Genomic DNA, 19808 nt, shown 5'->3' on the forward strand with positions numbered 1-19808 from the left:
TCTGATGTGGAATTACGCATCCATTATACCCTTTTACCATGTCATATTCAAGAGCAAAGTATACTTTTCTATACTCCTTTTATACTTTATTAAAACTTTGAAATCACCTTTTTCTCTTTGTAACAAATAATCCCTTTACCCCTTCAACTGTGTCCTTTGTTGTGGAGTATAATCCCGCCGCCGCCAAGCCAAGGGCCAGCCCTACAAGCACGCCTTTTTTGATGTCATCGGGCGAAACGTACACCACTCCAATGGCTATTCCGAGTATCACTGATACAAGCGCAGCAAATTTGGACGGAAGCCCGATTTGCTTTAAAAGTTCGACGATACCCACGATAAGAGGAATAATCGCGATATCATATATGGTCATTGAAAACCCTCCCTACAAAGCGTTATAGAATTCTCTTTAATGAAATCAAGACAGCAAACTCCAGCTACTACCCAAGCTTCATCTTAATGCCCATTATCGCTTATTCAAAACATCGCTTTCTCGCAATAGACCTGCCAATATCATCAATATGCATCAAAAAGCAAAATAAGCACAAAAAAAAGCAGGGATCATACCCTGGTCCTCATCCATTTATGTCTTTTTCAAAAAACGCAAGACCTGATGTATTTCATACGCGTTTATGACATCGTTGGCCTCAAGCCAGCCCTTTCTGGCAATTCCAATGCCGTATTTTACGTCTTCAAGCCCTTCTATGCTGTGGGCATCGGGGCACACGGCAAACTTTACTCCCCTCTCCTTGGCATGTTTTATGTACCTCCAGTCAAGGTCCAGCCTATAGGGGCTCGAATTTATCTCAATTATCTTCCCGTACTCTCTGGCAGCTTCAATGACCTCATACACATCGATGTCGTAGCCATCCCTTGAAAGTAAAAGCCTGCCAGTTAGGTGTCCTATAATGTGTACATGCTTACTTTCAATGGCTCTTATCACCCTCCTGGTCATCTCTTCCCTGTTCATCTTAAAATGCGAATGGATCGATGCTATCACTAAATCGAACTTTTCTAAGACATCATCGCTGTAATCAAGGGAACCATCGGGCAGTATGTCCACTTCTATACCTTTCAATATAACCATATCATCATACTTCCTGTTCAGGGCTTCTATCTCTTCCCATTGTGTTAAAAGCTTTTCTTCGCTAAGCCCAGAGGCGTAAAAAGCGGACTTGCTGTGGTCGGTGATGGCTATGTAACTGTATCCCAGTTCTCGAGCTCTTTGTACAATATCAGGTAGTGAGTTTCGCCCATCGCTGTACGTCGTGTGCACGTGAAATATGCCCTTCAAATCCTTCTCTTCCACCAGCGTGGGAATTTTTCCTCTTTCGGCCGCTTCAATCTCCCCGGCGTTTTCTCTGAGCTCGGGCGGAATGTAACATAGGTTGAGCTTTTCAAAAATTTCTTCCTCAGAAGCGCACCTTATTAAAACATCCCCCTTGAAAAGGCCATATTCGTTCATCTTTATGCCCATGGCTTTTGCCCTGTGCCTCATGGCAGTGTTGTGTTCTTTGCTTCCGGTAAAATGATGTAGAGCATAAGGAAACTCCTCATCCTTTACCACCCTTAAGTCGGCATTTATACCCGAATTTAAAACAACGCTGGTCTTGGTATCCCCTTTGGCAACCACATCCTTGACGCCCTGGTAGTTCACAAAGCAGTCCATTAGCCTATCAGGCTGGGCGGATGTGGCCAGTATATCTATATCCTTCACGATCTCCTTTTTGCGCCGTATGCTGCCCGCGATCTCACACCTTATTACAAGCCCCGTATTCTTCAAATACTCCTTAAGCTTTACAGCCTCCTCATAGGCTTCGAAATAAAGGTGATGCCCGCTGAACTGCTTTATAAACTGGATCCCCTCAAGGATCTTCTTCTGGGTCTTTTCTCCAAAACCCGGAAGGCTTACCAGCCTATTTTCAATGCAGGCATACTCCAGTTCCCCTATCGTCGTAATGCCCAGCTTATCATACAAAGTCTTTATCTTCTTAGGCCCCAGACCGGGAATCTTGAGCATCTCTACAAGGCCAGGAGGCACAGACTCCTTTAACTCTTCGTAGTACTTAAGCCTTCCCGTTGTCACAAGCTCGGTAAGCTTTTTGTTGAGCGCCTCCCCAATGCCTTTTACATCCTTGAGCCGCCCTTCACTCACCAGCGTCTCCAGGTCTTCATCGAGAACTTCGATGATGCGAGCGGCATTGTAGTAAGCCCTTGATTTAAAAGGGTTTTCCCCTTTAAGCTCGAGCAAAAGCCCGATCTCGTTCAATATGTCCACCACAGTTTTTTTATCCATATTTCACCACTTCGCTGTTGAAAACGTACAAAAAACGTCTAGCGTTTTTCGGTTGTACTAAACCCCAACAAGTGTTCCTCATGTCGTTCCATTTAACTTCCTACATCTTTTAATATTACTTATAAAGTGCCAAAAATACAATAGCAACCGACAAAAATAGCGTTTGACCATCAGTTTAAACTTGTCATATCGTATATGCCATCATATTATTCGCGCTCAACAACAGAAAGTTGTATATGCTCCAAAAAAGATATATATAATAACTCTAAGCATAGTCTAGTGGAGGAACATGACAAAATGGACAATCCTGTAAGGATAGAACAAAAACTCGACCAGTTAAACGAGGTCTTTGAACAATATCCGAACATTATTGCCGTAATAGTGTTTGGATCATACAATACTCCCTATTACAATCAAAACAGCGATATCGATTTTGGAATCATCTATTCGGTGAAATAGTCAAATATCTTACGACCGAGTCTTGATAAATCCCTTAAAAAGGTATTCCCAGTTTTCTTACTCCTTCGACCATCTTCTGCCATTCCGCAATCATCCTGTGAAGGTAATCGATGCCAGCCGGAGTGATCCGGTAATATTTTCTGGCGGGCCCGCTGGGAGAATCTCTTGTATACGTCTGTGTGTATCCCTCAGCGTTAAGCCGCCTGAGTATTGCATATATCGAACCATCATACACATCGCTAAATTGATCTTTTATGGTTTTCATTATTTGGTAGCCGTATAGCTCCTTATCTTTTAATTGATAAAGGATACACAGCTCCAGTACACCCTTTTTGAGCTGGGTATTCATGGCACTTTTATATTTCCTCCTTCGTGATATTCCGCCTTCTGTGCTTGTATTATCCCCTAATTTGGACTGATTTTGCTGTAAAAAATCATTTAAGCGATACTGAAACCAGCAACACTACGACGCGCAATTTACTGCACTCCCGACTTGCTTTGCATTAACCGGATAATTTTTGATTTCAAATTCAAGAAACTTTCGATTTAAGCAGCAAAATGCTTTTACGCGTAGACGTCCTTTTTATTTCAATGTCCATCCCTGACATCCTCAACCACCATGGTTCCTGCCAATTTATCATGAACAGTATTGTTTGCTTTCGAAAAAACTGCCCAAAAGAACGAGACAATATAGGATATGTTCCAAGTTAAACTTGCGAGCAGGACCTTGCCTATAAACTGACGTACCAACACATCAATTGGCCTTAAAGCCGTTCTATCCCTCTTTACAACTTTTATATTCATTAGCCGCATGCCTATCGTCTTGTCCTTCATTATTATCATGGCCAGCGTACTGTACAGCCAGAAAAAGATAAAACCCGCTAATATAAGAATAATATGGATGGTGTCCACGGTAGGGCTAGAACTAGAGTAGTGAAGGATAACACCAGGTTGAGGGCGGAAAAGATGTAAAGAATTAAAAATGAAAAATACCGGAAGCACCGGATTGTACATCATCATTGGCAAAATAAGAAAAAGGACAAATCTGGGTGCTTCTCCGATGATTACGAGCAAAGCCAATGGGACCAAAGAGAGTATATAATCAATGATAAATGCCACAACCCGCCTGCCAAGCGGCGCAACAGGATAACTGCTCTCAGCGCCCGGCTTTGATGTGTTATTGTTAGGCCACTCGTCTAAAATGGTGTTTGCAACCAATGCCGGTGAACCGATCATGTCCGATATCTCATCCTCGGTCTTGTTCTCGGCTTTGCCTGATTCAAATATCTCATCATAGTCCATAATAATGTTTTCCAGCTCGTCATCGCTGATCTTGCCCATCAAGTTATACCTAAGTTCCCTTAAAAATTCGCTTTTTTTCATCGCCATCCCTCCATAATCATTGACTGACAATTGGCCAATATAAAATCAGCTGTTGAAGTACATCCTTCTGTGCCCGCCCTTCACCATTTACTGACTATTAGCCAATATAAAACTTTTCCATATTTCATCCCACAACTATTATTCAATGAATAATAGTACGCTAACAGTATACCACACTATTATTCAAAAAACAATAGTGAAATCGCTCTTCAATTACGATAAAACCATAATACTTCACCATCCGGATTTTAAACAAAAAACAGGGTAGCCCCTGCTACAAAAACTTTATGGAAAGCTTCTCGGGGTACCCCGTCTTTTGATTTTTTCCGCACTGCCAATTGGCTTTTTGCACTTTTGGTTGATTGTCTCTCAATAGACTGATTTTTTATATTATATTTTTGCTGACCATAGCCCAATAAACTGGGCCTTTTACTGTTCCTTTCACACGGCAGTCTTTTACACCAAACTTATTTTTACCGGCGTACCATTGGACAAGGTATCGCTCACCGGGCATCTGTCTTCTACAGCGTCAAGCCACTTCGACAGCGTTTCGGCATCGGCGTCGGTATCGGCCTTTATGTTTACCCTGATTTCCTTGTACCCTGCCCTGTCGGCATTGGACTTGCCCATAAACCTTGCAGGATTCAAATCACCCTCAAGGTCGATCTGCAAGCCCTTGAGCTCGAAGCCCATCTCTTTTGCCACCACATGCCCTACCACGTTGATGCACCCGGCAAGGGCGGCCAGCAGATACTCTACCGGATTAGCTCCGGCGTTGGTACCGCCCAGGCTCTCGGGCTCGTCGATGATAATCTTAAATCCCCTTGTCTCTACCACCGTTTTGGTGGGATTTTCACTGTGCGCTTTTGCCCTGAACTTTAAATCCGGCATACCATCATCTCCCAAATCAACATATGTTTTTCCTGTTGCGGACTACCGTCCATTAAGGAGGCAGTAACCGCCAAAGCCTAATCACCAACAGTCAAGTAAAAACTTTCCTGGCTACCGCTTCAATAGGCTTATAATTTATATTTACCCGTTTGGGATGCAATTAAAACATAAAAATATTTTACACAGATTTAACACAAGCTTGTCTTTAACTTTACATTGCCGCTTTACACTGTTTGGTGAAAGCAAAATGATAAATCTATATGAGAAAGGAGCTTAAGTATGAAAAGAACAGTAACCTTGTTCATGTACGCCATATTCATAGTGGCCATTTTGGCAGGATGTGGCGCTCAGGGCAACAATTCCGACAGCGCCAAAAACGGCAACGAATTTGACATCTCAAGAGAAATCCATGTAATCTCCCGTGAAGAGGGATCGGGTACCAGGGGTGCTTTCGTAGAGCTGTTTGGCATCCAGCAGAAAGACAGCAGCGGCAATGAGATCGACTATACGACGGAAGAGGCCCGCATAGTGAACAACACAGCGGTAATGATGACATCTGTCGCAGGAGATATATACTCTATAGGGTATATATCCCTGGGCTCTCTAAACGATACCGTAAAAGCCCTCAAAATCGACGGAGTTGAACCTACGGTGAGCAACGTAAAAAGCGGAAAGTACAAAATCGCCCGTCCCTTCATCATTGCCACAAAAGGCGAAATAAGCAAAGTGGTACAGGACTTTATAGAGTTTATCATGAGCAGCGATGGCCAAAAAGTGGTTGAAGAAAACGGATATATCCCGGTATTGGATAATCCAGCTTACAGCGGGGATAAGCCCGCAGGCAAAATCGTAGTCGCAGGTTCATCATCGGTCTCCCCGCTTATGGAAAAGCTCAAGGAGGCCTACCTTGCTATCAATCCCAATGCACAAATTGAAATTCAGACCAGCGACTCAACTACCGGCATCAATTCGGTTATAGACGGGATATGCGATATAGGAATGTCGTCCAGAGAATTGAAAGAGAGCGAACTCAATGCCGGTTTGACCCCCATCACCATCGCTATGGACGGGCTTGTGGTAATCGTCAACAAAGGAAATCCAGCAGACAACTTGACAAGCGAGCAAGTCAGGGCCATTTTCACAGGCGAAATAACGCAGTGGTCCGAGGTGCTAGAGTAAAACTTGTAAATAAAGTTTCAGCAACAAAATCCATCTCTCCATTATTTAATTTAAAAAGACGGTGAGACAAAGATGAGAAATTACAAAGAAAAGGCAATGCAAATTGTGTTTTTGATGGCCGCCTGCACTTCAATCCTAGCGGTGGCCTTGATTTGCGTATTCCTGTTTGCCAACGGAATACCAGCCATGTCCGAAATTGGAGTACTGGATTTCTTTCTAGGCAAAAAATGGCGGCCATCCAATGACATCTACGGGATTTTGCCGATGATTTTAGGGAGCATCTATGTAACAGCAGGTGCCATAATAATAGGCGTTCCAATCGGCATACTGACGGCAGTGTACATGGCAAAGTTCTGTCCAAAATATATATACCGTTTTTTAAAACCCGCTGTTGACCTTTTGGCAGGCATCCCATCGGTAGTATACGGATTTTTCGGTTTGGTCGTGATAGTCCCTTTTGTGCGCGATAACTTTGGTGGCGACGGCAGCAGCATACTGACGGCTTCCATTTTGCTGGGCATCATGATACTGCCCACCGTCATCAGCGTGAGCGAATCAGCAATTCGCGCCGTTCCCGACAGCTACTACCAGGGTGGTCTTGCCCTTGGGGCAACCCACGAGCAGAGTGTGTTCTTCATCACTCTGCCCGCGGCCATCTCGGGTATTATGGCAGGCGTGGTCCTGGCCATCGGGCGGGCAATCGGCGAGACCATGGCGGTCATCATGGTGGCGGGAAACCAGGCACGGATGCCTGCAGGCCTGCTCAAAGGCATCAGAACCCTCACCGCCAATATAGTAATAGAAATGGGATATGCGGCCGACCTGCACAGGGGCGCGCTCATCGCCACCGGAGTAGTGCTGTTCGTATTCATACTCATCATCAACCTCTCATTTTCTCTGCTTACGAGGAGGACAAATAGATGATTAAGATAGACACACGAAGCATACACCGCAAGCTGAGAACGTATAAAAGGTCTCCCCTTTCCCTCGTACTGTTGTTGCTGGTGTTATCGGCTACAGCCATTACCGTAAGCACCCTGCTGTTCATCATCGCGTACATCCTCATTAAGGGAATTCCAAATATAACCGCTGATCTGTTTGCATGGGAATACACCTCCCAAAACGTATCGCTCACCCCGGCCATCATAAACACGCTTATCATCGTGGTACTGGCCCTCCTTATTGCCGTGCCTTTGGGCATCTTTGCGGCCGTCTATCTGGTGGAGTACGCAAAGCGCAGAAACAAGCTGGTTGAAATGATAAGGCTGACCACCGAAACATTAGCTGGTATCCCCTCCATCATCTACGGTTTGTTCGGCTTGTTGTTTTTTGTAACGGCAATGGGCTGGGGATTCTCCATTCTGGCCGGCGCCTTTACCCTTGCTATCATGATACTGCCTGTTATCATGCGCACCACAGAAGAAGCTTTAAAGGCCGTACCCGACTCATACCGTGAGGGGAGTTTCGCCCTGGGCGCAAACAAGTTACGTACCGTGTTCAGGATCGTCCTCCCCAGCGCTATGCCCGGTATCCTGTCAGGCATCATCCTCAGCATAGGAAGAATAGTTGGTGAGACGGCAGCTCTCCTTTACACCGCCGGAACGGTAGCGGAAATCCCTAAAAACCTGTTGTCGTCGGGCCGCACTTTGTCGGTGCATATGTACGTCCTCTCGAGCGAAGGGCTGTATGTAAATCAGGCATACGCTACAGCAGTCGTGTTGCTGGTTACTGTAATGATAATAAATTGGCTGTCAAATTTTTTAGCAAAAAAGATTACGAAAGGATAGGGGGATATATGGGGAAGATAACCATAAACAATCTAAACCTGTACTATGGAGATTTTCATGCGCTGAAGGACATCAACCTAGACATAGAAGCCAACAAGATCACCGCCCTCATCGGACCTTCGGGCTGCGGCAAATCGACTCTCCTCAAGTGCCTGAACCGCATGAACGACCTGGTGGAAAACTGCAAAATAACAGGCAAAATACTGCTTGATGGAGAGGACATATACAACATCGATGTAAGTCTGCTGCGCAAAAGAGTGGGCATGGTCTTTCAAAAGCCCAACCCTTTTCCCATGAGCGTGTACGACAATATTGCCTTTGGGCCGCGCACACACGGGATTCGCTCCAAAATAAAGCTGGACGACATCGTCGAAAAATCCCTGCGAGCCGCCGCCATATGGGACGAATTAAAGGACAGGCTAAAAAAGAGCGCTTTGGAGTTGTCGGGCGGTCAGCAGCAGCGGCTCTGCATTGCAAGGGCTTTAGCGGTGCAGCCCGAGGTGTTGTTAATGGACGAACCAACGTCGGCACTGGACCCAATTTCCACATCAAAGATAGAGGACCTTGTTATGGAGTTCAAAAAAAACTATACTATAATTATCGTAACCCACAATATGCAGCAGGCCGCACGCATCTCGGACAAAACAGCCTTCATGCTAAACGGCGAGGTAATAGAATACGACGATACCGAAAAGCTGTTCTTTATGCCACAGGATAAGCGCACAGAGGACTATATAACCGGGAGGTTCGGATAATGAGGAGAAAATTCGATGAGCAGCTGGAGTTGCTCAACCGTGAATTAATAGAGATGGGCGCCCTGTGCGAAACGGCAATAGCCAACGCTGCTAAAGCGCTAATAAACCACGACAACTCTTTGGCTCAGGAAGTCATCCGTATCGACGCCGAAATTGATCAGAAGGAAAAGGACATCGAAAGCCTGTGCTTCAAGCTTCTGCTCCATCAGCACCCTGTAGCCAGGGATCTAAGGCAGATCTCCTCTGCCCTCAAGATGATAACCGACATGGAGCGCATAGGAGACCAGGCAGCTGATATATCCGAAATAATCCTACTTGGGAATCTGCACTCCGTGGACAACGCCGTGCATATAGACGAAATGGCCAGAGCAACCATTAAAATGGTAACCGACAGCATCGATGCCTACGTGAGACGGGACCTGGATCTGGCGCGAGCGGTCATAGATTACGATGACGTGGTGGATGACCTGTTTAATCAGGTAAAAAAGGAAATCATAGATATTATAGGCAAGGACAAGCAAAACGGAGAATATGCTGTCGACCTCCTGTTGGTTGCCAAATATTTTGAGAGAATAGGCGACCATGCCACCAACATAGCAGAATGGGTGGAATACTCCATAACGGGGATCCATAAAGGTGGAGAAAGGATATGATCTTTTTCGTCGAGGACGATGATAACATAAGGGAGCTGGTGGTGTATACGCTGCAAACGGTAGGTTTTGAAGCTCGCGGCTTTGAGAACGGCAAAGCCTTTTTTGAAGCGCTGTCAGTGCAAAAGCCCGAACTTGTGCTCTTGGACATCATGTTACCCGATGAAGACGGGCTACAGATTCTAAAAAGGCTGAAATCCGACCCTGCCACCAGAGAAATCCCAGTCATAATGATTACAGCCAAAAGCACCGAATACGACAAGGTGATTGGCTTGGACAGCGGAGCCGATGATTACATCACAAAGCCGTTTGGCATGATGGAGTTGGTCTCGCGCATCAAGGCGGTACTACGCCGCGCTTCACCCAGAGGTAGCACATCCATGCAGACCTTAACGGTGGGCCCTATAACCCTGGACCCCCATAAATATGAAGTGACCGTCAACGGCAACAAATTAGAGCTAACCCATAAGGAATTCGAACTGTTACGCTATCTTATGGAAAATGAAGGCATCGTCTTGAACCGAAATAAAATCCTTGAGGCGGTTTGGGGTTATGACTTCGATGGCGAAACCCGCACCGTCGACGTTCATATCCGCTCGCTCAGGCAAAAGCTAGGAGAATGGGGCAAATTGATAGAAACGGTGCGGGGAGTGGGATATCGAATCGGAGGCCAAAGATGAAGCGGAGAATATTCTTAAGCATGTGTTTGCTTGCTATACTAACCGTTTTGCTCTCCAGCATGCTGACCTTCGTCGTCATGTATCGGCAAATTTTCGATATCATGCAGCGTGAAATAGAAAAAGAGGCGTCTTACATTGCGGCAAGCCTTGAAACCGCTCAAGACCCACGTCTTTTTTTGCAGAACGTATCAACCAAGGCACATCGCATCACGCTTATAGCAGACGATGGCACTGTGTTGTTTGACAGCGCTGAAAGAGCAGAAAACATGGAAAACCATAGAAACAGGCCAGAGGTATCGGCCGCCTTGAAGAACGGAATTGGAAAGTCAGTGCGCCTGTCCAGGACTCTGGGCAAGCAAACCTTCTATTGCGCCGTCCTTCTGAAAAACGGCATGGTGCTGCGGGTAGCAAACGTGATGGACAGCGTTTACAGCGCCATATTGAGTTTTGTGCCCTATATATTGTTCATCATCGCCGTCACTCTTGCACTTGCCCTACTTATAGCCAATCGGGAGACAAAAAAAATAGTTGAGCCCATAAATGCGCTGAATCTACAAAATCCCATGTCCAATGATGTCTATGATGAATTATCTCCTCTGCTTATCCGCATAGCACAGCAGAACAAGCAGATAGAAAACCAGATGCACACCTTAAAGGAAAAGCACGAAGAGTTTAACGCTATCACCGAAAACATGAGCGAAGGATTGATATTGCTCAACGAAAAAGCCGATATCCTGTCGGTCAACAAAAGCGCCATACGCATATTTGGAGGCCACGACAGCAGCAATTACCTCCACAGAAACATCCTCACTTTAAGCCGCAATTTGACTTTACGTGCTGCAGTAAAAAAAGCCATCGAAGGCGACCACTGCGAGGAAATACTCGAAATGGGCAATCGGCACTACCAGCTTACCACCAACCCCGTGTGGGTCAACGGACGAGTAAAGGGAGCCGTTGTCTTGATTCTTGACATAACCGAAAAACGTGCCGCAGAACAGATACGCCGTGAATTTTCGGCCAACGTGTCCCACGAACTTAAAACGCCGCTTACATCGATATTGGGATATGCCGAAATCATCAAAAACGGTATGGTAAAGATCGAAGATATCCCCCGCTTTGCTGAGCGCATTTACAACGAGGCCAACCACCTCATTGCCCTTATAGACGACATCATCAAGCTCTCACGCCTTGACGAAGATAACATTGACATCCCACGCAAACGCGTGAACCTGCTTGAACTGTCGAAAAGGGTATGTGCCAGGTTAGAACCGCAGGCAAGGGAAAAAAGCGTCATCGTTTCGGTATCGGGCCAAAACGGATTCGTGTTTGGCGTAGAGGAAATCCTCGAGCAGATGATATACAACCTCTGCGATAACGCCATTAAATACAACAAAGAAAACGGTAGAGTAGATGTTAACATCTCTCCAAGCGCAAAAGAAGTGGTTTTGACCGTATCTGATACGGGAATAGGCATCCCCAAAGAACATCAAAGCAGGGTATTTGAGCGATTTTACAGGGTCGACAAAAGCAGGTCAAACCGAACAAGCGGCACCGGCCTGGGGCTTTCCATAGTGAAGCACGGGGCAATGCACCACAACGCCAGAATAGAGCTGGAAAGCCAACCAGGACATGGCACGACAATACGGATAATTTTCCCCGTATCACACAATTGAAGATTAGGCCTATTTAAAATTACACTTTAACACAACGCCAATCAAGAAACCCGACACCCAATTAAAACCGAATTTGTCGAGAATACATAAAAAAGGCCTTGCAACTGCCTTTGAAAGGCAATCACAAGGCCGGTTCACCCCACAGTACCCCTCTCGTACCGGTGCCAATATAGAATCGCCCAAACACCCGCGGATCCCCTGTAATGCTGCGGATATCCCCAAACATCTGCTTCTCGTCATTTATCCTTTGCCATGTCCTGCCCTCATCTGTAGACCTCCAAAAACCGTATTCGCCGTAAATTATGCCGCTCACATACAGCGTTTTGCAGCTGCTTCCCGGAGCCTCCTTACCCATCCCCTGCCTGAAAATCACATGCCCCGGCGCCGATATCCGTTCAAACTTGGCGCTGCACGATGCTTTATCAAACGTTATACGCCAAAGCCCGCCTTCACCGGTGGAAATCCATACAACTCCCGTCTTTTGCGATTCAGCGCGTATCTCTGCGGGCATCCTGCCATCAATTCCCCCTAACTCAAGCTTAGGGAATTCTTCTGGAACCTCTATCTGATGGAAAGTGCGCGCCCTATCGGTGCTTATATACATAAGCGAATTATCGCCAAATCCGTAGAACACCTCTGGGTCAACGCGATCAGATAATACCTTTAACGTGGCTTTTGGGTCTTCAACCAGACGGCCATCCAGGTCAAATACCCTGCTCCTCTCCCAGGTTTTCCCGCGGTCATCGGTATACACCACTGCATCAAGCGGCAGCAGCGTACCATCCGCTACGCACCACACTATTGTTTTACCGTCTGCCGATATGGCCGTCCACCCGGAATTGGTATTTGGTCGCCTTATGGCCTGTATTAACCTGTCTATATGCGGCGTTATGCCGACTGGATCAGGCAGTCGAACCCACGTCTTGCATTGATCCTCCGACAGTATTAACCCTCCTGTAGTTGTGCCCGTCCAGTTTCCTCTTGCCGTTACCACTACCAGCCAGGGATTGGCATCGGGGAAATCAGCGTTTAAGCAGGTGATATACCTATTGTTGTTCTCGTCGGCAAAAGAATTTTCAGCAGGACGCGTTAAATCTGCAAAAGCAAATCCTCCCAAATCGCCCACTATATCTATGAGCTTCACATCGCCATCTGGCGGACTGTATACGTTAAGATGAACGGTTTCTTCCAGTCCCCTGCAGGACGGCTTCCAAACGACAGGCTCACCCCTGGACGCATCCTGCAGGTTTTCGGTCATGAATATACCCGTTCCCGTGTTAAAAACCGCACGATTGCTGTCAAACGGGTCGATCTTTATATCCGAAAGCCAGTGTATCAAATTCCCTCCACCGTTGTATTCTGGCTTCATATATGGCACGCCTTCGAAATCCATCTTCCCAATGCTCAAACCATGAAGGATGGGTATCCAATGTTCACCCCTGTCTTGGCTGTAAAATACGCAATCCCCTTTTTGACAACATTGCGTTGAACACACCAGGTGTCCTGGATGAGCTGGATCGGCGCAGATACCGCCAAATCCCGTAATAGAGCTTATATCTTCTTTCTTACCAGTAAGAAAAGACAAATCGGGCGTTATGTACCGCCATTCCTTTATCTCCCCTTCAGGGGTTATGCGGTATCTTAGCACACAACCTTGCTGCGCTCCGCCCATATCGCAGGCATAGCCGTGCCATCCAGCCCATGAATACTCCACAGCCGCCATGGTAACATACAGGTACTCTCCATCAAATGTCGCGCGCTGACCCACAAAACCGGGATAATTGCCTATACCTGGCACTGGCGGCTGCCCAGGCATAGGCACAAAGCTGTTCCCACAATCATTTGATATATAAAGGCTGGGCCCACGAACATTGTTGCCTGGCGAGTTTTCTTTACCTGAAACCGAAACCACAATGGTCTGACAACGGCCGTTTCTGACAGACCGCGGGTCTATCCATACAAACGCCACATCGGTTTCCGGTTTGCCTCCCGAAGGACATACAGGAAGCTCCCTCCAGTGCTCCCCGTAATCCTCTGAAATGAGAAGGCCGTGGGTCTGCGAGCCAAAATATATTATCCTTGAATCCACAGGGTCAACTGCCAGCCTCTCGCCTGTTCCCCGACCCGGAGCGTTGCCGTGGACTCCGGCCGGAACGGGAAAATACTCAAAGTGCTCGCCCCGGTCCTTTGAGCGGCACAGATAATTTTGTTTCCAGTCTCCGGCAACTACATACAGCCAGTCGGGATGGTTTGGGTCAATAGCTATGGATAAAGGAAAGGTCTCCCATTTGCCGATGTGCGTGACGTGGTCCACCAGAGAAATCCAAGCCTTTTCATCAAAATCGTAGCGATAAACCCCGCCAATATCGGTTCTCGCATACAGTATTCCTTTTTCTTTAGGATGAAAGACAAAACCGGTGACAAAACCACCGCCCGGTATGGGTGCATGCCTGTAAACATATGGAATGTATTCATATCTTTTTGAGTTTTCCACGTTTTCCCCTCCTAAGGTTCATGCTTTGAATTTTTTCGTACACCAGTATGCCAATATCAAGCCTGGGACCAGGCCAAAGCATTAAATCCAATATTAGTTCAAGTATATACCATTAACATTAAGATGCAAAATTTAACATCAATACCTGCGTACGTCAATAACGTACATAGCATCTATCCGCAAAACTTACCAGAAAAATACTGATAAGTCAAGAATTTTTGTACAGACAAACAGACAAGATGTTTGCTCAGGTCTGTAAAACCTAGCAGGAATATTTAAAAGAGCATAGAATCAATTTAATATAAAAATTCAAAGGAGGTTATAAACCCATGAAAAGACAAAATCTGGACAGAGAGTGGAGATTTAAGCTAATCAGCACATCCCCAAACCAGGATATCCAATCTGAGTACACTGTGGTAGACCTTCCTCATGATTTCAGCATAATTCAGAAGCGAGATCCGCACACGCTATCAGGCGCCAGCAACGGATTTTTTCCGGGTGGCATAGGAATCTACGAAAAGACCCTTTATGCCCCAGTTGAGTGGAAAGGCAAAAAGGTCATTCTCGAGTTTGAAGGCGTATATATGAATGCCACAGTACATCTAAACAACCAATTGGTAGCCCGTCATCCATATGGCTACACCAGTTTTCACTGCGACTTAACCCCGTATCTGCTATACGGTCAGGACAACACAATCCGCGTTACCGTAAACAATAGCGCACTGCCCAATACCCGATGGTACAGCGGATCAGGAATTTACCGCCATGTGTGGCTAATGATAGGTGAAAGCGTGCATATAACACCCTGGGGCGTATATGTCACAACACCCAACGTCTCCACCGAATGCTCCACGGTTCACGTAAAGACCACGGTAGAAAACATCAGTGAGCAACCCGAAAATATCATTATTCGATCCACGCTGTTGACAGCTTGTGGTAATGTGGCAGCCATGGATGAAACAAACCTATATGTTCCCAGCAAAAATACAGCAGAGGCGCAGCAGGACCTTATTGTATCACCTGCAAATTTATGGTCAATAGAAAATCCTTATCTTTATACCCTAAAGAGCGAGGTTATAAAAGACAGAAAGGTAATTGACAGCACCGAAACCCGAATAGGAATTCGTTCCATTTCTTTCGATCCACAAAATGGTTTTCAGCTAAATGGCGTTCCCATAAAACTCAAGGGAGGTTGCGTACACCACGATTGCGGACTGCTTGGAGCAGCGGCTTATGACAGGGCAGAGGAGCGCAAAGTGGAACTTTTAAAGGCCAATGGGTTCAATGCTGTGCGTTGCGCCCACAATCCTCCCTCGCCGGCTTTTCTTGATGCATGCGATCGGCTGGGATTGCTGGTAATCGATGAAGCATTTGACTGCTGGCGCGAGGGCAAAAATCCCAACGACTATAGCGTGTATTTCGAAGACTGGTGGCAAAAAGATATGGCATCCATGGTCCTCCGCGATCGAAATCATCCCAGCATCATCATGTGGTCGACAGGCAATGAAATCATAGAAAGAGATGGCCGTTCGGAAGGTTACATCTATGCTCGGAAGCTGGCCGATTTCATACGCAGCCTGGACAACACAAGAGCCATTACCAATGCGCTGTGCGCCCTGTGGGATGATACGGCAGTTAAAGCGCTCAAGGCAAAGCTAGGCGACCTGCCTGAGGACTACGATGTCTGGGGTGAAGTCACAAAAGAATTTGCAGAGCCCCTGGATGTGGTAGGATATAATTATCTTTTACAGCGTTATGAAAGTGATGGCAAAAAATTCCCAGGCCGTATAATCTGTGGCACCGAGTCATTCCCGAGAGAAGTCTTTGACATTTGGTCCACCATTGAAGATCTGCCCTATGTCATAGGCGATTTTGTATGGACCGCCCTAGATTATCTAGGTGAAGCCGGCATCGGGCATGTGTGGTACAATGGAGAGAATAGCTTCCTTGGAAAATACCCGTGGCATCAAGCCTTTTGCGGAGATATTGACATATGTGGATTTAAAAGGCCTCAATCCTATTACCGCGACTGTGTCTGGGGTATTGCCAAGGCACCGTATATTGCGGTCTATAAGCCGGAATATTACGGCAAAGAGGCCGACATATCTAGATGGGGATGGCCTGATGTAGTTTCATCATGGACCTGGCCGGGTTTTGAGGGTAAACCAACCAGAGTGGACGTATACAGCATGGACAGCGAAGTAGAACTGATTCTCAACGGAAAGTCGCTTGGCCGCAAACCCGCTGGAAAGCCCAACAGGTATATAGCCTCATTTGAAGTGATTTATGAACCCGGAATACTTGAAGCTGTGGGCTATAATGAAAAAGGCATCGAAACCTCCCGTACCGTCCTTAAAACTGCAGGAAAACCGGCAGCAATTCGGTTAACACCCGACCGCAACAGGCTAAACGCAAAATTCGGGGACCTGTCTTATGTTACCGTTGAAGTATTGGATGCTGAAGGAAACGTGGTGCACAATGCAGATACCAACATCTATTTCACCGCCAGCGGAGTGGGGTCGGTGCTGGCTGTAGGTAATGGGAACCCTGTAAGCGAAGAGATGTACGTAGGGAATCAGCGCAAAGTCTACCATGGCCGTGCTATGGTAGTTGTGCGTGCCAATGGAGAGGCTGGCAATATCATTTTGACTGCTTCAGCAGAAGGCATCCCTTCGGCACAAATAATTATAGAAGTCAATTAAATCTTTGACAGCTACTATAACACAACCGTGCACAAAATAACCCCCTGCCTTGAAAAGACAGGGGGTTATTCCCTTACACTTTCCAATTAAAATTCAACTACACCCTTGCTCTATTTTTGGACAGCACATCAAATGCCACGGCCAACAGTAGAACTAAACCTTTAATAATCATTTGCATATCGCTGCCCACACCCATTATGGACATTCCATTGTTGAGCACACCCATAACCAATGCTCCAATAATGGAACCGGTAACCGTTCCTATGCCTCCATAAGCAGATGCACCACCAATGAAGCAGGCCGCAATGGCGTCCAGCTCAAAGTTCATACCGGCTTGCGGCGAAGCAGCATTCAAACGCGCTGAAAATACAATACCGGCTATTGCTGCCAAGAAAGCCATGTTTACATAGGTGAAAAATAGCACTCTATTTGTGTTTATGCCTGAAAGCTTTGCAGCCTTCTCATTGCCGCCCATAGCATAGATATAACGCCCAGGTACGGTCTTGGTGGTAAAAAACGAATATGCAAACAACAAAATCCCTATCAATACGAGTATAATGGGCAATCCCTTATAGGCTGCCAACCAATAGGCAAACAAGTTTATACCAGCAAGAACCAGTATTATCTTTACAATAAACAGCGGCATTGTAACTACCTCAAAGCCGTATCTCTTCTGTTCTGCCCTCTTCTTAAACTGGAAAACCACATAAATTGCGGAAATAATGACCCCAACTACGAGGGCTGTAATATTTAAGCTGATACCAGAGCTCTTAAACACATCCGGAATAAAGCCTGCACTTATTTGCTGGAATCTCTCGGGGAAGGGCGATAACGTAAGCCCTTTTAACATGGTAATGGTAAGTCCCCTGAACATGAGCATTCCGGCAAGGGTTACAATAAAAGAGGGTATTCTCAAATAAGCAATCCAAAACCCCTGCCATATCCCTATGGCTATTCCTGTTAGAAGGCAGATAACTATGGCCAAGCCCACATCCATTTTCATGTTTATTATGAGAGTTCCTGCAATAGCGCCAATAAAGGCACATACGGAACCTACTGAAAGGTCAATATTGCCACCCGTCAATATACAAAGCGTCATTCCTATGGCAAGAATCAATACATAGCTGTTCTGCAGAACCAGGTTAGTAACGTTCATGGGCAAAAGTAGTTTACCATCGGTAAGGATCTGGAAAAATATAGTTATAACTATGAGGGCGATAAACATTGCATACTGCCTTATATTATTTTTAAATACGTCTCTGACGTGCTGCATTATACGACCTCCTTAATGCTCTGCATAATGCATTTCATTATGCTCTCTTGAGATGCTTCCTCGCGATCAAGTTCTCCTACAATCCTTCCCTCATTCATAACATATACTCGATCGCACATTCCCAAAATCTCGGGAAGTTCAGAAGAAATAAGAATAACAGCTTTCCCTTCCTCAGCAAGGTTGTTTATAATCTTATAAATCTCATATTTAGCACCTACATCTATACCCCTAGTAGGTTCGTCCAGTATCAGTATATCAGGCTTAGCAAAAATCCACTTGCTGAGTAGAACCTTTTGCTGATTTCCCCCTGATAAATTGCCTGTCTTCTGCAACACGCTGCTGCATTTAATATTGAGTCTTCTGCGATACTCTTCAGCAACGTATATTTCCCTGTTTTTATCAACCACCAGGTTTTTGCTTATATTATCAAGGCTTGCAAGAGAGATATTTCTTTTAATATCATCAATCAAAATAAGTCCAGCTGATTTCCGATCTTCAGTAACATAAGCCAAACCATTCTCTATCGCCTGGCGCACACTATTCAGCACCAATTCTCTGCCGTTTTTTATTATCTGCCCGCTTATATGCTTTCCGTAAGATTTACCAAACACGCTCATGGCAAACTCGGTCCTACCCGAGCACATAAGCCCGTATATCCCTACAATTTCACCTTTTCGCACTTTTATGCTTACATCCTTAATCACTTTTCTGCCTTCGATCAAAGGATGATACACATTCCAGTTTCTTACTTCAAAAATAACCTCGCCAATTTTGCGCGTTCGTTCAGGAAAACGGTTTGTAAGCTCACGTCCTACCATTCCTTTGATAATCCTATCTTCACTTACATCATCTTTATGTCTATCAAGCGTTTCAACCACACGACCATCCCTGAGAATTGTAATGGAATCGGCAACTTTTAGCACTTCATTCAACTTATGCGAAATTAATATGCAAGTAATCCCTTCTTTTTTAAGCTCCAAGAGAAGATTCAAAAGATTCTCTGACTCCTTTTCATTTAAAGCCGCTGTTGGCTCATCCAAAATTAGCAGTTTTACATTCTTGGCCAGTGCCTTTGCAATTTCCACAAGCTGCTGTTTACCCACACCTATATCTTTTACAAGGGTAGCAGGACTTTCCCTAAGCCCTACTCTTTTCATAAGCTCGGCAGCCTGCATATGGGTTTGATTCCAGTTTATCAGCCATCTTTTTGCCCTTTCGTTCCCTAAAAAGATATTCTCTCCTATAGAAAGGGATGGTACCAAAGCCAGTTCCTGATGAATAATGACTATCCCAGTCTTCTCACTGTCCTTGATACCTTTAAAGATGCATTCCTTACCTTCAAAGAAAATACTGCCACTATAAGTGCCATAAGGGTAAACACCACTTAGCACATTCATAAGGGTAGATTTTCCGGCGCCGTTTTCGCCCACCAGCGCATGGATCTCACCTTTTCGAACCTTGAGGTTAGCATTGTCCAGCGCTTTTACCCCCGGAAAAAGTTTTGTAATATTTCTCATTTCAAGAATGTACTCCACTGCTTTATCAACCCCTAACATCATTGTATTGACAAATAATATGGTCTCCAAGCA

17 protein-coding genes are annotated in these 19808 nt (G+C 45.6%); 9 read left to right on the forward strand and 8 right to left on the reverse strand.

The features are described from left to right. Positions 1–103: 103 nt before the first annotated feature. Entirely contained in the window at positions 104–370 is a 267-nt protein-coding gene (locus BM241_RS04525; RefSeq protein ID WP_025747532.1) for a hypothetical protein, read from the reverse strand. Between the two features lie 210 nt (positions 371–580). Beyond that, entirely contained in the window at positions 581–2293 is a 1713-nt protein-coding gene (gene polX, locus BM241_RS04530) for a DNA polymerase/3'-5' exonuclease PolX (protein WP_025747533.1), read from the reverse strand. A 297-nt stretch (positions 2294–2590) separates the two neighbouring features. On the opposite strand from polX, the gene BM241_RS12390 reads away from it, so the two are divergent. After that, the gene (locus tag BM241_RS12390; protein WP_084054663.1) at positions 2591–2752 is read left to right on the forward strand and encodes a nucleotidyltransferase domain-containing protein; all 162 of its coding nucleotides are present in this window, start codon (positions 2591–2593) and stop codon (positions 2750–2752) included. Between the two features lie 34 nt (positions 2753–2786). On the opposite strand, the gene BM241_RS04540 is transcribed toward BM241_RS12390, so the two are convergent. The 3 genes from BM241_RS04540 to BM241_RS04550 all read right to left on the reverse strand — a co-directional run bounded on the left by BM241_RS04540 (position 2787) and on the right by BM241_RS04550 (position 5026). Beyond that, the gene (locus BM241_RS04540) at positions 2787–3101 is read right to left on the reverse strand and encodes a PadR family transcriptional regulator (RefSeq protein WP_025747534.1); all 315 of its coding nucleotides are present in this window, start codon (positions 3099–3101) and stop codon (positions 2787–2789) included. Between the two features lie 239 nt (positions 3102–3340). Beyond that, positions 3341–4135, reverse strand: a complete 795-nt coding sequence (locus tag BM241_RS04545; RefSeq protein ID WP_177206092.1) for an RDD family protein — start codon at positions 4133–4135, stop codon at positions 3341–3343. A gap of 456 nt (positions 4136–4591) precedes the next feature. Continuing rightward, a complete protein-coding gene (locus tag BM241_RS04550; protein WP_025747536.1) occupies positions 4592–5026 on the reverse strand; it encodes an OsmC family protein in 435 nt (144 codons plus the stop codon). Positions 5027–5305: 279 nt separating this feature from the next. Here BM241_RS04550 and BM241_RS04555 point away from each other — a divergent pair, with 279 nt between their 5' ends. The 7 genes from BM241_RS04555 (at position 5306) to BM241_RS04585 (ending at position 11750) form a co-directional block, all read left to right on the forward strand. Further along, entirely contained in the window at positions 5306–6205 is a 900-nt protein-coding gene (locus tag BM241_RS04555; protein ID WP_025747537.1) for a substrate-binding domain-containing protein, read from the forward strand. 72 nt (positions 6206–6277) lie between these two features. Continuing rightward, positions 6278–7129 carry a phosphate ABC transporter permease subunit PstC gene (pstC, locus tag BM241_RS04560; protein ID WP_025747538.1) on the forward strand — a complete coding sequence of 284 codons (852 nt, stop codon included), beginning with the start codon at positions 6278–6280 and terminating at the stop codon, positions 7127–7129. Continuing rightward, complete coding sequence (gene pstA, locus BM241_RS04565; protein WP_025747539.1) at positions 7126–7992, forward strand: phosphate ABC transporter permease PstA; 867 nt, start codon at positions 7126–7128, stop codon at positions 7990–7992. The genes pstC and pstA overlap by 4 nt, the downstream gene beginning before the upstream one ends. A gap of 8 nt (positions 7993–8000) precedes the next feature. Then, positions 8001–8747 carry a phosphate ABC transporter ATP-binding protein PstB gene (gene pstB, locus BM241_RS04570; RefSeq protein WP_092282126.1) on the forward strand — a complete coding sequence of 249 codons (747 nt, stop codon included), beginning with the start codon at positions 8001–8003 and terminating at the stop codon, positions 8745–8747. After that, positions 8747–9400, forward strand: a complete 654-nt coding sequence (gene phoU / locus BM241_RS04575; RefSeq protein WP_092282127.1) for a phosphate signaling complex protein PhoU — start codon at positions 8747–8749, stop codon at positions 9398–9400. Before pstB ends, phoU begins: the two co-directional genes overlap by 1 nt. After that, the gene (locus tag BM241_RS04580) at positions 9397–10077 is read left to right on the forward strand and encodes a response regulator transcription factor (RefSeq protein ID WP_092282128.1); all 681 of its coding nucleotides are present in this window, start codon (positions 9397–9399) and stop codon (positions 10075–10077) included. Before phoU ends, BM241_RS04580 begins: the two co-directional genes overlap by 4 nt. Beyond that, the gene (locus BM241_RS04585; protein WP_092282129.1) at positions 10074–11750 is read left to right on the forward strand and encodes a sensor histidine kinase; all 1677 of its coding nucleotides are present in this window, start codon (positions 10074–10076) and stop codon (positions 11748–11750) included. The genes BM241_RS04580 and BM241_RS04585 overlap by 4 nt, the downstream gene beginning before the upstream one ends. A 121-nt stretch (positions 11751–11871) precedes the next feature. Here BM241_RS04585 and BM241_RS04590 read toward each other — a convergent pair whose 3' ends face one another. After that, the gene (locus BM241_RS04590) at positions 11872–14244 is read right to left on the reverse strand and encodes a sialidase family protein (protein ID WP_092282130.1); all 2373 of its coding nucleotides are present in this window, start codon (positions 14242–14244) and stop codon (positions 11872–11874) included. Positions 14245–14573: 329 nt separating this feature from the next. Between BM241_RS04590 and BM241_RS04595 the strand changes: the two genes are divergently transcribed. After that, the gene (locus BM241_RS04595) at positions 14574–16946 is read left to right on the forward strand and encodes a glycoside hydrolase family 2 TIM barrel-domain containing protein (RefSeq protein WP_092282131.1); all 2373 of its coding nucleotides are present in this window, start codon (positions 14574–14576) and stop codon (positions 16944–16946) included. 97 nt (positions 16947–17043) lie between these two features. On the opposite strand, the gene mmsB is transcribed toward BM241_RS04595, so the two are convergent. Together mmsB and mmsA are read right to left on the reverse strand one after the other, a co-directional pair. Then, complete coding sequence (gene mmsB / locus BM241_RS04600) at positions 17044–18219, reverse strand: multiple monosaccharide ABC transporter permease (RefSeq protein ID WP_092282132.1); 1176 nt, start codon at positions 18217–18219, stop codon at positions 17044–17046. Next, a complete protein-coding gene (mmsA, locus tag BM241_RS04605) occupies positions 18219–19775 on the reverse strand; it encodes a multiple monosaccharide ABC transporter ATP-binding protein (protein ID WP_092282166.1) in 1557 nt (518 codons plus the stop codon). The genes mmsB and mmsA overlap by 1 nt, the downstream gene beginning before the upstream one ends. Between the last annotated feature and the right edge of the window lie 33 nt (positions 19776–19808).

Origin of the sequence: Caldicoprobacter faecalis, assembly GCF_900115765.1 — a bacterium.
Taxonomy (GTDB): Bacteria; Bacillota; Clostridia; order Caldicoprobacterales; family Caldicoprobacteraceae; genus Caldicoprobacter; species Caldicoprobacter oshimai.